The following is a 13,455-nucleotide window of genomic DNA, read 5'->3' on the forward strand; positions in this document are numbered from 1 at the left end:
GCCCGTCACCTCGCGGGCACTCGTGGTGGCAGCCACGGCCGGTCTCCTGGCTCACGGTTTTCCCGGCCCATCTCATCGAGACGGGCCGAACCGCCGCCGGTCCGCCTTCCCGCCAGCACGACAAGTGCGGGCAGTGGCACGAAGGACCGGTGACATCACCGCTCACAGTGGCGAGGGCCGCCCCGGTCTCACACCGGGTTCCCGAACGCCGTAGCTGCGCAAAGCGTATACCGTGGGCGCCTCCCGAGGGGAAGCGCGATGACGATGCCACAGGCCGACCGGCCGGGGGAAACGCACCTAGGCGATCCGCCGACTCTCCTCGGGAGCCTGTCGCCGACGTTTGAGTTCCTGCCCGGCCAGTGCACCCAACGGGTGACCACTCTTGAGGTTGACCGGCGAGTCGGTGCCCTCGTCCTCGATCCCGGGTGTCCAGTGGATCGTGGGCGCGGTGCGCATCACCACCCGGTCCCGGCCGAGAGACTTGGCCCGGTACGCGCCGAGGTCCGCCTGCCGGGTGAGTTCATCAATGATCGCGGAGGCGTTCGGGCAGCCCTCGGACTCTGTGACGATCGAGGCGACCACGGCGCCCACGCTCACCGTCACCTCGCCTTCCGCCGCGACCGCCATCCGGATCCGTTCCGCGGCGGCGCTCACGTCCGCCTTGTTCTCGGCAGCGGACATCACCACGAACTCCTCGCCGCCGATGCGGCTCACCAGACTGTGCGGTGGCGCCGCTGCGGCGATGGTGGCTACGGAATTCACGAGCACCCGATCGCCGGCAGTGTGCCCGCGGCTGTCATTGACTGACTTGAAGTGGTCGATGTCGATGAGGAGGAAGCCCACCGGCAGGCCCCGGCGAACGCAGTGCTCGAACACCCGCGCGTGCCGCCTGGTGAGACCGCGGCGGTTCAACGCGTGGGTGAGTGGGTCGATCTCTCCGAGTCGCGCCACCTTCTCCATCGCGAACTCCAGGGAGCTCCGGAGGGCCACGACCAGGGCCACGGGTATCGAGACCGTAAGGATGGAGGCGGCGACCGCCACGAGTCGAGCGGTGAGGGAGGTCGACCAGAAAACGGAGAAGCCGGCGGCGAGAAGCAACGCTGCGACGGTGAAGCCGATCGTGGTCCGCCTGGTCGACGACATCGCGGCGATCGCGGGCATCGCGGACAGGAGCGCGACGATCGCCGGGGCGACGGCCGGGTCGGTCACGATGGACGCGGAGATCGCGACGCCGACCATGGCGGTGATGCCGACCACCCCGAACTGCCTGTCCGTCAGCTTGCCGACCCGGATCGTGAAGACGAACAGGACGACAGCGCACATCCAGACCGCGACCAGTGCCGACATCGCGCCCGCGTGGAACAGCTCCGGACTGGCGATGGCGAGGAGCGGGAGCAGCAGCCCCCCGCAGCTACTGACAAGAACGGCGGCGGACCGGGCGTCGTACCTCTCCCAGAGCTGCAGGGGCATAATCATGAGCCCGTGCCCCTGAGAACCGCTCTGGCGGTGAGTAGCAGGATTTTCACGTCGAGCCACACAGACCAGTTCTGGATATAGAAGTTGTCGTAGAGGGCGCGGTCGCCGATGTTCGTGTCTCCGCGTAGTCCGTGGATCGCCGCCCACCCGGTCAGCCCTACGGGGACCCGGTGACGGTCCTGATACGAGGGGACGCTGCGGGCGAACTGCTCAACAAAATGCGGACGCTCCGGTCTCGGCCCGACCAGTGCCATGTCCCCTCGCACGACGTTCCACAGCTGAGGTAGCTCGTCGAGTGAGGAGATGCGCAGCAATCGCCCGATCGGATCGATGCGGTCTTCGGGGTGCCAGTCGGTGTCGGAGTGCTCGGCGGTGACCGAGCGCATCGAGCGGAACTTATACAGCATGAATTCGCGGCCACCGCGCCCCACCCGCACCTGCCGGAACAGGATCGACGATTTGGGATCGGACACCGCCACGGACACCGCAATCAGCGCGAGCAGAGGCGAGAGCAGTAGTAGCGCGCCCCCGGCCACGGTGATGTCGAAGAGCCGCTTGGTTTTCCAATACCACGTCCGGTAGATGTGGCGCCGAACCCTGATCAACGGAATGGTGTGGATCCGGTCCATGTCCGAGCTGAGGTGAACGAACTCGTAGAGCCGCGGGACGATGAAGATCTCGCAGTCCAGCTCGTCGCACTGCCGCAGCGGGGATACCAGCGAGGAATCCGGACTGTGGCGGAACGCCACGATCACGGTGTGTACGTCCAGCTCCGTCACGACCTCGTTGAGCGGACGGTCGAGGACGGGGACGGGCAGCCGGCCGCCGCCAAGCAGCGGGTCGGCGTCGATCACCGCCACCGGTTCCAGGCCGAGCTCGGGGAACTCGCGGATGCTGTCCAGGAGTTCGGCGGCGACCTCCCCGCCCCCCACAATGATGGTCCGGCGCCGGGCCTCAGGAGAGTGGCGGCGGTGACGACGAATAGTCGCGTAGTAAACGGCGCGGGTGCACGAGAGCGCCACGAATATGCCGGTGGCCATGAGAAGTAACTCGCCGATGGTGTCGTCCCCGCCGCGGGCGAACTCGATGGCCAGGGCGCCGACCAGCGAGGTCGCCCCGAGTCGGGGAATGTCGTTGAGCACCGAGAGGGTGAGGAGCGACCGGTAATTCCCCGACAGTTCCACCGCCAGGGCCACGACCAGGGCTCCTGCCACCGCCCCCGCCACCGTGTCCACGATCGTGGCCAGGACGACGGTCATGACCGCGAGGTCCAGTCCCGCCAGGACGAGGTCCGACCTGTGTCGCGCCAGGCGAAGGCGCCTGCGTTGCTGCGGAACGATGGCCGCACTCCGGATCGCCATGTCAGAGGTACCTCACGCGGGGCGGTCGAGAGCTCGCCACTGGGTCTCGCCGGGTGGGCACGCGCCGGGTGCCTAGCTGTCGTACGAGTCGGCCTTTCATGAGTGTGCCCCACTCCCCCCTGGGCGGGACGGGGTCTTTTCGTGCCCGCCCTCGCGCTGTAAAGTGAGGATATACTAATCGATCTCAAGTGCAAGAGGTTCTTACAAACGCTGGTGGGGATGGTGAGAGGGGCCGGTGGCGCGCCCGTCAGGGGTGCTCGCACCGGTACGGAGTGCGGTCTTCAGCCGGTGGCTTGACGTGGGCGGCCCTCAGTGGGCGGTGATCGCGTCCGCCGGAACGGGACGGCCGAAGTGGTACCCCTGGGCATGGGTGAATCCCATGTCGCGCAGGGCGGGGATCTGATCCTCGTCTTCCACTCCCTCGGCGACGGTGTCGATCCCCAGCGACCGGGATATGTCGCACACGGCGCTGACGATCTTTCGGATGGAAGGATCCGAAGCCATGCCGACCAGCGACCGGTCGACCTTGGCCACGCTCACCGGTAGATCCGCCAGGTAGCGCAGGGCGGCGAAGCCGGTTCCGAGGTCGTCTATGCAGATCACGCACCCCATGTCCGCGAGTGTCTCGATCGTCCGGACGGCAGGGGAGGCGACATCGATGATGTCGCGTTCGGTGATCTCCACCCAGAGTGAGGAGGGGGCGACCGCAAGGTCATCCAGGGAGCGCTGGATTCGTGTGAGCAGGGACGGGTCTGCCAGCTGTCGGACGGAATAGTTGATGGACACGAACAGCGGGTCGGCCGGTCGCTGGCTGTTCCACTGGGCGAGCTGTCCCACCGCCGCACGCGTCCCGGCCCGTCCGATCGGCATGATCAGGGAGGTCTCCTCGGCAGCCGGGAGGAATGCCGGCGGGGTGAGCAACCTGTCATTCCGGCGCCAGCGCAATAGGGACTCGTACCCCAGGGTTCGGGCATCGGAGAGGTCGACGATGGGCTGGTAGTGCATCTCGAAGTCGGCTCTGGCCGCTCGTGCCATCGCTGTACGCAGCTCCGAGGTCTCACGGACCTGTCGCAGTGTCGACCCGGTGGCCTCGTGGAGGTGGACGCCGGACTCCAACGCTTCGTGGGCGGCCGCGAACGCCGCGCGCAGGAGGAGGTCCGGGTCTGTCGTTCCGGTTTTCGATGCCGTCGCCATTCCCACCCGGGATTGGACGAAGTGTTCTTGCCCGCACAGGAGTAGAGGGAGCGCGAGGTGCTCCAGTAGGACCGCCGCCAGTTCGCTGGCGTCGTTGGCGTCGGTGTCGAAGAGGGCGATCAGTGTTCGATCCACGGGGCCGGGCAGGACGACTGCGCGTTCTCCCAGTGCGGCACGGAGCATCGACAGGCCGGTGGATCTGATCTGGTCAGCGCCGGCGAAGCCGAAGGTGGCGAGGAAGCTGCCGGACAGGTCTAGTCCCACGACGATCACGCCAGGCGCCGCTGAATCGAACGTGAAACCGGATGGGCAGCATTCTGCGAGACGTCGGGCCAGGTAGTCGTCATCGGGGCAGGACTCGAACATCATTACCTCCTGCGTTACCGGACGACCGTCATGGGAACTCTACCGAGGCAGCCATACTGAAGTGTTATTTGGGACACATTGCGGCCCGGCGCTACGGCCCGGCGCTACGGCCCGGCGCTGCGGGGTGTGCTCCCTGGAGCGGCTGCACCCGCCGGTGGCGACGTAGTGCCCCGAGTGGCAGCGGCTGATCTTGTCGTCGTCGTCGTTGTTGTCACCGCGGCCGGCGCCGCACCCCGCCGTAGATTCCCTGGCGGGTGATGAGCCGTTGGAGCACGACGTCGGACGCCCGCGCGGGGACGCGGACGCCCTGGCCGGTGGGCGCGAACACGATGAGGCCGTCACGCTGCGGACCGAGCACCGAGCCCCATCGGCGCGGTGGGGGACGGTAGTCGTGTAGCGGCGCCCCGGTGAGGTGCGCCCGGATGTTGCGTGCGAGCAGGACGTGTCCGCGGTTGCGGGCGGACGTGCGCAGCGGATCGGTGGCGGCCACATCACCCACCGCGAACACCTCGGGGTGCCCCGTCACCTGCAGCGTCGGCTCCACGGCGACGAAGCCGCGGTCGTCGAGTACCTCATCCGGAAGCCACCCGGTGTTGGGCGTGACGCGGCCGATCGCCCAGAGGACCACATCGGCACTGGTCGGGGGCTGCCCCGTGGACCAGGTGACGGGCTCGCCGGTGAGCTGGTGGGTGCCGTGGTCGGGAGGCGGCACCGCGCGGTGACCGGGGCGCAGGCCCACACCGAGGCGCACGAGGCGGGACTGGACCTGCTGCCAGACCCGGTCGTGGTGATGGGGGAGCGCACGGTCACCGGGAAAGTAGAGGTTCACCTCAGTGGTCGGCCACCGTTCGGCGATCTGCGCCGCCGCGCTCAGTGCTGCCGCGCCGCCACCGATCACCGCGACGGAGCTCGCCGCCGCGATACGCTGGTGGGGCGAGCCCAGGTCGGTATCGAGGCCTGTCGCGTCCTGGAGAGTGGGGTGGCGCCAGAATCCGTTGGTGACACCGGTGGCGACGACGACGAGGTCGAACGGTTCCTCGATGATCGAGCCGTCCGCACGGGTGACGCGGACGAGCCGCGCCTCGGTGTCCAGGCCGGTCGCGCTGCCGTGCACGATGCGCGTTCGGTCGAGGCCGCGGAACCGGCTGTAGGCGATGCGGTAGTCCTTCTCCCACGCCTGTGGCCGGGCCAGGCGCAGGCCGAGTTCCTGGCCGCTGACGAACTCCGGCTTGGAGGTGATGCCCACGACGTCGGCGAATTTACCGACCGTGATGGCGGTGAGGACACCCGTGTCGCCGAGGCCGACGATGACGACGCGGGGACGGCTCATGTGCGCGACAAGCTGGGATCGTTCTTTTTGGGCGGCCTGGGGAGGAACAGGGATACGCGCTGCACGACGTCGCGGTACTCGGGGCGGCGCTCTAGGCTGCGTTGTTCCATCAAGGGGATGCTCACGAGCAGGAACATGGCGAGCATGGCGGCGGTACCGACGAACACCCACCATGCGCCCGGCCAGGCAGCCAGGCCGAACAATCCCATCGCCAGCCAGATCCCGCATTCGCCGACGTAGTTCGGATGGCGCGACCACGACCACACACCGGACTGCATGACCTGGCCGGGCCTGCGGGTGGCGATGAAGCGGTGCATCTGCAGATCGGCGACCGTCTCCAGGGCCAGCGCGGCGACACCGACCACGAACGCGACGATGTCCAGGAGGCCGAGCGGCTCGCCGGCGCGGGTCGCCACGACGTAGACGGGGACGAGTCCGGCGAAGACCTGCAGGGTCGGGAAGACGTGGATGCCCATGAGGTCGGCGACGATTCCGAACCGTCCGGCGCGGCCGCGAACCACCGCGTAGCGCCAGTCCTCGTGGTGCATGCCGGGGAAAGTGCGGACCCAGTTGGCGGTAAGGCGGATCGCCCACGCCAACAGCACGGCCATCATGAGCCACCAGCGGGTGTCGTTCACGCCGGCGTCGGCGGCGACCCACCAGTAGAACGCGAGCAGGGGCGGGATGACGGACCAGTAGGCGTCATAGAAGCTCGAATTCCCGTGCATGCGGCTGGCCGCGAAGATCACCAGCGTCGCGACGAGGTCGGCGATCAGCCCGTCCAGCCACAACTGCCCTGTATCCGGACCCCACACCAGCCACGCCAGGCCGGCGGCGATGGCGATCACGTAGGCGATGGTGATCCGCAGGAGGGACGCGCTTCTACTCATGGCGGGAGAATAACGCGGTGCCCGCGCCCTCGTTGACGGAACATCGAATACCGTCCGCCCCATGAGTTCGATGCTCACGGGGCGTCGTCAGCGCGAACCTCCCCCCCGTGGCCGGTTCCGCATACCGGCGGACGTGTATACCCGTAACATTGCAAGTGGCCGTCAGGTGTCGTTGTCCTTGGCGGCGTCAACGTACCCGCGCACGCCGGATGGGCTGCGCACAGTGTGAACCACACGGCGTCTCGGCTAGCGGTCGTCAGCGGTCGGAACAGTGGCGGGTCGAGCGTAGGGTCGCGACATGACGCAGCTCGTCTTTCTCCCCGGACTCCACGGCGATGCGCACACGTGGAGTCCGGTGTTGCGCGCTCTGCCTGGCGAGTGGACCGCCACGGCCATGGATCTCCCGGCCGTCTCCGACCTCGATGCCCTCGTCGACGAGTTGGCGGGGCAGGTGGCGAGTCAGGTCGCACCCAGCGGAGTCGTCGTCGGGCATTCGCTCGGGGGCGTGGTGGCCATGCACCTCGCCGAGCGGCACCCGGCCCTGATGGCCGGTCTCGTGCTGGTGACCGCACCCGTGGGTGCCGAGGATTCGGAGTCGGCCGCGGCGCGCGCTGCCCGCGCAGCAGGCTTGAGCCTCGGGGCGTACGAGGAGATCGCACTCGACGGCATGGAGGCGGTGTACTACGGCGACCGTGGCCACGACCCACAGGTCCGGGCCGAGCGGCTGCGGGCGGCGCGTGCGTACGGACCGGAGCGGTTCGCTGCGCATTCGTTGGCCCTGGGCGCCCGCCCGGACCGCAGCCGGTTCCCCGTGCAGGCGCCCTGCCCCGTGCTGATCGTGGGGGCGTCGCACGACCAGGTGGTGCCTACCGCCGGCCAGCGACGCTGGGCTGAGGACAACGGCGCCCGGGCCGCCAGCACTCAAACCGCCGGCATCGGGACCTCCAGTGGCGAAGCGTCCCGCGTGACCTACGTAGAGATTCCCGAGACCGGGCACATGCTGCCGGTGGAGGCACCACAGCAGCTGGCCGGCGCGATCAGCGACTGGTGCCGCACCCTCGACATCTGATCTGGCGCGTGCTCGGCGACGACTTCGGGTCGAGCATGGGCGGTCGAGGGCCACCTCACTCGGATTGACACCATGATCGGCCCTCGGGTGCGACGCTGGTGCTGCGGCGGATTCGAGGTGTGCGCGTGCATCAGTCACAGGGTGATCGAGAGCCCCAGGGTGATCGGACGACCTTCTGCGAGGCGCCGGCGGCCTACATCGTGGAGACGTACTTCGTTCTCCGGATGGTGATCGCGGGCGGCGCGGTCGCCCTGCCGCCTGCGCTACTGGTCTGGGCGGTGGTCGACAGACGCGTGGACGCTGTGAACTCGATCAGCGCCTTCTACTACACGCCGGCGCGCGGCCTGTTCGTGGGAACGCTGGTGGCGATCGGCGTCGCGCTCGTGGCGTACCGCGGCTACACGCGCGGCGAGAACCGGCTACTCAACGCTGCCGGCATGCTTGCGATGGTGGTCGCCCTGTTCCCGACCGAGGACCCGGCCCTGCCCGGACTGAACGCCGTGAGCGTGATCCACGCGGTGGCGGCGGTGTCGTTTTTCGTCCTCGCCGCGCTGTCAATCCTGTTCTACGGGCAGCAGACGATCAGCTCCATTCCCAACAGGGATCTCCAGAGAAGCTACCTGCTGGGCTATCGGATCCTGGTCGTACTGCTCTTGCTCCTCCCGGCCCTCGCGCTGCTCATCGCGTGGGTGATGGACTCCACCATGTGGCTGTTCCTGGTGGAAACTGCGGCGCTCTACGCGTTCGCGACGTTCTGGATCGTAAAGACGTACGAGCTGAAGTACTCGCATGTCGTGACGAGGGTGGTGTGAGGGTGCGGCCGTGATCCGGCGGAAGGACCGCTACGGGGTAGTGGCGCGGCTGGATCCCAGCGCGTCGGTCAGCAGGGTGGCACCGAATCCGATCAGGACCAGCCCTGTTACCGAATCGATCGCTGTCAGCGTTCTGGGGTTGGTGATTGCGCGCTGAGCGTGGGAGCCGCCGAAGATCACCACCCCGAACCACAGCAGGGTCAGTACCCCGTGCACCGCGGCCAGAGCTGCGCCCATGAGGAGTGGCGAGGTTCCAGGGGGCAGGAACTGCGGGATGGTGGCGATGTAGAAGACCCCGACTTTGGGGTTGAGCAGGTTGGTTCCGACTCCGATCGCATACCCCCGCCACAGTGGGGATGTCGCCTGAGTCGCGTCCGGCTCGATGCCGCCCGGCGCCCCGCCGCCCCTCGTGGCCTTCCAGATCAGCGAGGCCCCGAGCCACAACATGTATGCGGCGCCCGCGGTGGTCAGTAGCCGGTACGCCAGCTCCGACGCAGTCAGCAGGGCAGAGATTCCCGCAGCTGCGGCGATGCCCCAGATCATCGCTCCGGTAGCGATCCCGAACGCGGTGGCCCACGCGTACGAGCGAGAACGCGCGACCGAGGCGCGCAGAACCAAGGAGGTGTCCAGGCCTGGCACCAGGGTCAGGAGACCGGCCACCAACGCGAAGGCCAGCAGCGCCTCGAGAACAGTCACCCGGTCAGGGTAGGACGATCCGGGGGCTCACTGTCCTTCGTGTAGACCGCCGCAATGGTGCCCTTGCTGGTCGTGTTGATGCTCTTCAGCCGGAACGACCGGGGCTCGGGTACGCCGCCGAACAGGCGTTTGCCGTCACCGAGCAGGAGGGGATGGATGAACAACCGCAGTTCATCAATGCGGTCGACTGCCAGCAACTGACGCACTACGTCGCCGCTTCCGAGGATCACCACGTCTCCCTCGCCCTCGGCGCGCAGTTGCTGCACCCCGGCGGTCAACTCTCCGCGAAGTCGGACTGCCCCTGCCCATTCCAGCGGGGGAGTGGATCGTGTGGCGACGTATTTGGGTGCAGAGTTCAGGCTGGCAGCCATCGGGTTGTCGTCCGGCTGTGTCGGCCAGAACGCGGCCATTTTCTCGTAGGTGCGCCGCCCGAACAGGTACGCCGAGGTGCCGGCCAGCCCGTTCGGATCGATGACCTCGTGCATCACGTCCCCGTACGGAACCCCCCAGCCGCCATGGTCGAAACCACCGGAACGATCTTCGGTGGGGGAGCCCAGTCCTTGCATCACACCATCGAGGGTGAGGAACTCGACGGCGACCAGTCTTCTCACGACACTCACTCGCCCTGTCCGGTGTTCAGTCCCCACACCAGCCACGCCAGGCCAGCGGCGATGGCGATCACGTAGCCGATGGTGACCCGCAGGAGGGACGCGCCTCGTCCCATGGCAGGAGGGTAGTGCGGCGATGCGTGGTCGACTGAGCGAACAGTGAATTCGGGTGGTCGGCGAAAACTGACCGATTGAGCGGATGACGGGATTCGAACCCGCGACCCTCACCTTGGCAAGGTGATGCGCTACCAGCTGCGCCACATCCGCATCGCTCCGCAAGCGTGCTCTCGCTCGCTGCGCTGCGGATAAGAACTTTAGCCCATGCCACCGCTGCAGGTGCGGGGAGGTGCCCCGAACAGCGTGTTGCCGGTCAGGTATCGGCTCGCCTCGGAGGCGAGGAACGTGGCCACCGGACCGATGTCCTCGAACGGGTCGCCGACCCGGCCTTTGGCCGCGTTGTACGGCACCGAATACATGTGGGCGTTGACGCCATTGAGCGAGCAGAGGTTGATCACGCGTCCCGTGCCCCGCTTCTCGAACTCCGGCAGGGCCGCCTGCATCGCCCAGAACGCGGCCACCACCACCGAGGCACCTTCTCGGGCCAACGCCCCGGCGATCCCACGACCGGCGTGAGAGCGCATCCCTAGTCCGGCGCCCGACCACCCGCCCACGTCTGATGTCGAGAACCCGGGACCGGTTACGTCCCCCCAGTGAAGCGACCACACTGGGTCGCACAGCACGAGGAGGACCGTCATGGCCAAGTACCTACTGCTCAAGCACTACCGGGGCGCGCCCGAACCGCCCGATTGGGTGCCGATGAGCGAGTGGACGCCGCAGGAAGTGTCCGCCCACATCCAGTACATGAACGACTTCGCCTCCCGGCTCGAGGGGACCGGCGAGTTCGTGGAGGGCCACGCACTGTCGGAGTCCGGCACGTGGGTGCGCTACGACGGCGAGGGAAAACCCCCGCTGACCGACGGGCCGTTCGCCGAGACCAAGGACCTTATCGCCGGCTGGATGGTCATCGAGGCCGCCACCTACGAGCGGGCACTCGAACTGGCGGCGGAGCTGTCCGCAGCCCCCGGCGCAGGCGGAGAACCCATCCGCGAATGGCTCGAGGTGCGGCCGTTCCTCGAGGCACCCGACGGGTTCGATCACTGACAGGCCGAGCGGTCCGGTCAACGGGAGGACCGACGCCATGAACACATCCGACCTCCGGACCGTGACCCCTCAGGTCATCGGCGTCCTCGTCCGTCGCGGTGCCGATTTCGCGACGGCCGAGGACGCCGTCCAGGAGGCGCTCATCGAGGCGATGCGCGTCTGGCCGGACGATCCTCCACGAGACCCCCGCGCCTGGCTGACCGCCGTGGCCTGGCGCAGGTTTATCGACATCATCCGCTCCGATGGCGCCCGCCGGCGTCGCGAGCACCAGGTGGCGGAGGAGGAGTCGCTGAGCGTGCCGTCGTCGGAGCGTCACGACATCGGGGTCCCGGCGGCGGCGACGGTGTGTGCCGGCGACGACACCCTCTGGCTCTACTTCCTGTGCGCGCACCCGTCGCTGCCGATACCGTCGGCGATCGCACTGACCCTGCGCGCGGTGGGCGGTCTCACCACCCGGCAGATCGCGCGCGCCTTCCTGGTGCCCGAGGCCACGATGGGCCAGCGGATCAGTCGCGCCAAACGCACCCTCGCCGGCCAGCGATTGGACCGTCCCGGCGACGTGTCCACCGTTCTGCACGTGTTGTACCTCGTGTTCAACGAGGGGTACACCGGTGAGGTGGATCTGGCAGCAGAAGCGCTGCGCCTGACCCGGCACCTGTCCGCGTCCATCGACGACCCCGAGGTGCGGGGCCTTCTCGCCTTGATGGTGCTGCACCACGCGCGGCGCGCTGCGCGGGTCGACGACGACGGCGAGCTGATCCCCCTGGCCGAACAGAACCGCACCCGATGGGACGCACGCGCGATCGCGGAAGGCGTGGCGATACTGCAGGCAGCGCTCGCATGCGACCAGCTGGGGCAGTACCAGGCGCAGGCGGCGATCGCCGCCCTGCACGCCGACGCTGCGTCGACTGTCGACACCGACTGGCTGCAGATCGTCGAGTGGTACGACGAACTGCTCGCACTGGCTGACAATCCCGTGGCCCGACTGGGGCGCGCCGTCGCGGTGGGGCATGCCGACGGACCTCACGCTGGGATGTCCGCGCTGGGCGACCTCCCGCAGGCCCTGCCCAGGCGCACCGCCGCGCAGGCGTATCTCCACGAACTGGCTGGGGAGGCCACTGCGGCCTCGGAGCTGTACGGCCGCGCGGCCGCCGAGGCGACGTCGATAGCCGAGCGCCGGTACCTGACGCGCAAGGCTCTTGAGCTGGCGCGGGCGCGCCCGTGAGCGGTGTGTTGCGTCGGGCGCCGTCCCTCGCCGCAGGCCGATACGAGGTCTAGACTTTCGCCCAGAAGGCGAGGTGCTGGCGATGACTCTTCAGGACCACAGGGTGTCAAGGAAGTTCGTGTCGGAGGACAGCGCGGAGCGCGCGCTGAGGGACCTCGACGACCGACACTTCACCGACGTGGTGCTCCGCGAGATGCGCCGCCGCAAGACCTTCGCCCGGGTGGCCGAGCAGATCGACAGCACACTCCGGACCGCGAGAGTCCCGATAGTGGACCCGTTCCGGTCGTCCGCGGAGCCCGCCGCGGCCGCCCGCCGCGCCATGATCGCCTCCGCGGTACACAGTTCTGTCCTGGAGGTGCCCCACGTCTGCTCGTCAGAGGCGTGCGAGATCCTCGTCGGGCGGGGCGTGGTGTCCGACTCGACCTCCGCGGATGCGCTGCGGACGTTCGCCCGGGACGGCCGACTCATCGTTCTCCGCGGTGACCGCCGGTGGGTGTACCCGCGGTTCCAACTCGACCACTTTGACCCGCGCGACCCGGCCAGCATCGTCGCCGTCATCAACCGGATGCTCGACGCCGGCCACTTCCCCGAAGCCGCGACCGCGTGGTGGGCCTCACCGGCCGACTCGCTACCCGAGCGCCGCGCACCCATGGAACTGCTCGGAGCGGACCACGCCACCCTGAGACAGCTCGCGACGGCGTACGCGGCCGCGGCCGACCTCTGACCGGTTCCGGGCACCTCCTCAACTGCGAGCCGGTCGCAGCGTACGTTGGGCTCAACCTGCACGCGCACCCGAAGGAGACCTCACATGTCAGATGCGCTCTACTCCGTCGAAGCCCTGTCCACCGGCAGCGGCCGCGACGGGCACGTCGCCACCGCCGACAAGGCCGTCGACCTGACCATGGCCCCGCCCAAGGAGCTGGGCGGCTCGGGTGAAGGCCACAACCCCGAGCAGTTGTTCGCCGCCGGGTACGCCGCCTGCTTCCACTCCGCCCTGCTCAGTGCGGCGCGGACCAAGAAGGTGAATATCGACGGATCGTCCGTGGGAGCCCGGGTCTCGCTGGTGCGCTCGGGCGAGGAGAACATCGACCTGGCCGTGGATCTCGAGGTGATCATTCCCGGCGTGGAGTCCGAGCAGGCCGACGAGCTCGCCCAGCTGGCTCACCAGATGTGCCCGTACTCCCGCGCCACCCAGGGCAACATCGAGGTCAGCGTGTCGGTCGGCCAAGACTGACACCCGGGCCTCGGCTGGCTGGACGGTGCGGTG

13 protein-coding genes, 1 tRNA gene, 1 pseudogene and 1 riboswitch are annotated in these 13,455 nt (G+C 68.3%); of the genes and pseudogenes, 6 read left to right on the forward strand and 9 right to left on the reverse strand.

Annotated features, from left to right (window positions below; all coding sequences use genetic code 11):
- Positions 1–18 precede the first annotated feature (18 nt).
- Positions 19–250: riboswitch (cobalamin riboswitch) on the reverse strand.
- A gap of 47 nt (positions 251–297) precedes the next feature.
- The 5 genes from FQ137_RS06490 to FQ137_RS06510 form a co-directional block, all read right to left on the reverse strand.
- Entirely contained in the window at positions 298–1,476 is a 1,179-nt protein-coding gene (locus FQ137_RS06490) for a diguanylate cyclase (protein ID WP_255583706.1), read from the reverse strand.
- Positions 1,473–2,837 (reverse strand): sugar transferase, encoded by a 1,365-nt coding sequence (locus FQ137_RS06495; RefSeq protein ID WP_149291667.1) that lies wholly within the window; start codon positions 2,835–2,837, stop codon positions 1,473–1,475. The genes FQ137_RS06490 and FQ137_RS06495 overlap by 4 nt, the downstream gene beginning before the upstream one ends.
- A 309-nt stretch (positions 2,838–3,146) precedes the next feature.
- Positions 3,147–4,397, reverse strand: a complete 1,251-nt coding sequence (locus FQ137_RS06500; RefSeq protein WP_255583708.1) for an EAL domain-containing protein — start codon at positions 4,395–4,397, stop codon at positions 3,147–3,149.
- A 211-nt stretch (positions 4,398–4,608) separates the two neighbouring features.
- On the reverse strand, positions 4,609–5,727 hold the full coding sequence (locus tag FQ137_RS06505) for an FAD-dependent oxidoreductase (RefSeq protein WP_149291669.1): 1,119 nt from the start codon (positions 5,725–5,727) through the stop codon (positions 4,609–4,611).
- Positions 5,724–6,617, reverse strand: a complete 894-nt coding sequence (locus FQ137_RS06510) for a DUF1295 domain-containing protein (RefSeq protein WP_149291670.1) — start codon at positions 6,615–6,617, stop codon at positions 5,724–5,726. Before FQ137_RS06510 ends, FQ137_RS06505 begins: the two co-directional genes overlap by 4 nt.
- Positions 6,618–6,915: 298 nt before the next feature.
- Between FQ137_RS06510 and FQ137_RS06515 the strand changes: the two genes are divergently transcribed.
- Both FQ137_RS06515 and FQ137_RS06520 read left to right on the forward strand, forming a co-directional pair.
- Complete coding sequence (locus FQ137_RS06515) at positions 6,916–7,686, forward strand: alpha/beta fold hydrolase (RefSeq protein WP_149291671.1); 771 nt, start codon at positions 6,916–6,918, stop codon at positions 7,684–7,686.
- Between the two features lie 125 nt (positions 7,687–7,811).
- Positions 7,812–8,498, forward strand: coding sequence for a hypothetical protein (locus tag FQ137_RS06520; RefSeq protein ID WP_255583711.1), 687 nt, complete (start codon positions 7,812–7,814; stop codon positions 8,496–8,498).
- Between the two features lie 30 nt (positions 8,499–8,528).
- Here FQ137_RS06520 and FQ137_RS06525 read toward each other — a convergent pair whose 3' ends face one another.
- The 4 genes and pseudogenes from FQ137_RS06525 to FQ137_RS06540 all read right to left on the reverse strand — a co-directional run.
- Positions 8,529–9,194, reverse strand: a complete 666-nt coding sequence (locus tag FQ137_RS06525) for a LysE family translocator (RefSeq protein ID WP_149291673.1) — start codon at positions 9,192–9,194, stop codon at positions 8,529–8,531.
- Positions 9,191–9,805, reverse strand: coding sequence for a dihydrofolate reductase family protein (locus FQ137_RS06530; RefSeq protein WP_149291674.1), 615 nt, complete (start codon positions 9,803–9,805; stop codon positions 9,191–9,193). The genes FQ137_RS06525 and FQ137_RS06530 overlap by 4 nt, the downstream gene beginning before the upstream one ends.
- 191 nt (positions 9,806–9,996) lie before the next feature.
- Positions 9,997–10,069, reverse strand: a tRNA-Gly gene (locus FQ137_RS06535).
- Positions 10,070–10,116: 47 nt separating this feature from the next.
- Positions 10,117–10,383 (reverse strand): annotated as a pseudogene (locus FQ137_RS06540) (SDR family NAD(P)-dependent oxidoreductase); the annotation flags it as partial.
- Positions 10,384–10,555: 172 nt separating this feature from the next.
- Here FQ137_RS06540 and FQ137_RS06545 point away from each other — a divergent pair.
- The 4 genes from FQ137_RS06545 (at position 10,556) to FQ137_RS06560 (ending at position 13,422) form a co-directional block, all read left to right on the forward strand.
- Positions 10,556–10,963, forward strand: coding sequence for a YciI family protein (locus FQ137_RS06545; RefSeq protein WP_149291675.1), 408 nt, complete (start codon positions 10,556–10,558; stop codon positions 10,961–10,963).
- A 37-nt stretch (positions 10,964–11,000) separates the two neighbouring features.
- The gene (locus tag FQ137_RS06550; RefSeq protein WP_149291676.1) at positions 11,001–12,188 is read left to right on the forward strand and encodes an RNA polymerase sigma factor; all 1,188 of its coding nucleotides are present in this window, start codon (positions 11,001–11,003) and stop codon (positions 12,186–12,188) included.
- Between the two features lie 118 nt (positions 12,189–12,306).
- Positions 12,307–12,912 carry a hypothetical protein gene (locus FQ137_RS06555; protein WP_149291677.1) on the forward strand — a complete coding sequence of 202 codons (606 nt, stop codon included), beginning with the start codon at positions 12,307–12,309 and terminating at the stop codon, positions 12,910–12,912.
- Positions 12,913–12,996: 84 nt separating this feature from the next.
- Positions 12,997–13,422 (forward strand): organic hydroperoxide resistance protein, encoded by a 426-nt coding sequence (locus tag FQ137_RS06560; RefSeq protein WP_149291678.1) that lies wholly within the window; start codon positions 12,997–12,999, stop codon positions 13,420–13,422.
- Positions 13,423–13,455 lie beyond the last annotated feature (33 nt).

Source organism: Dietzia sp. ANT_WB102 (assembly GCF_008369165.1).
Lineage (GTDB): Bacteria > Actinomycetota > Actinomycetes > Mycobacteriales > Mycobacteriaceae > Dietzia.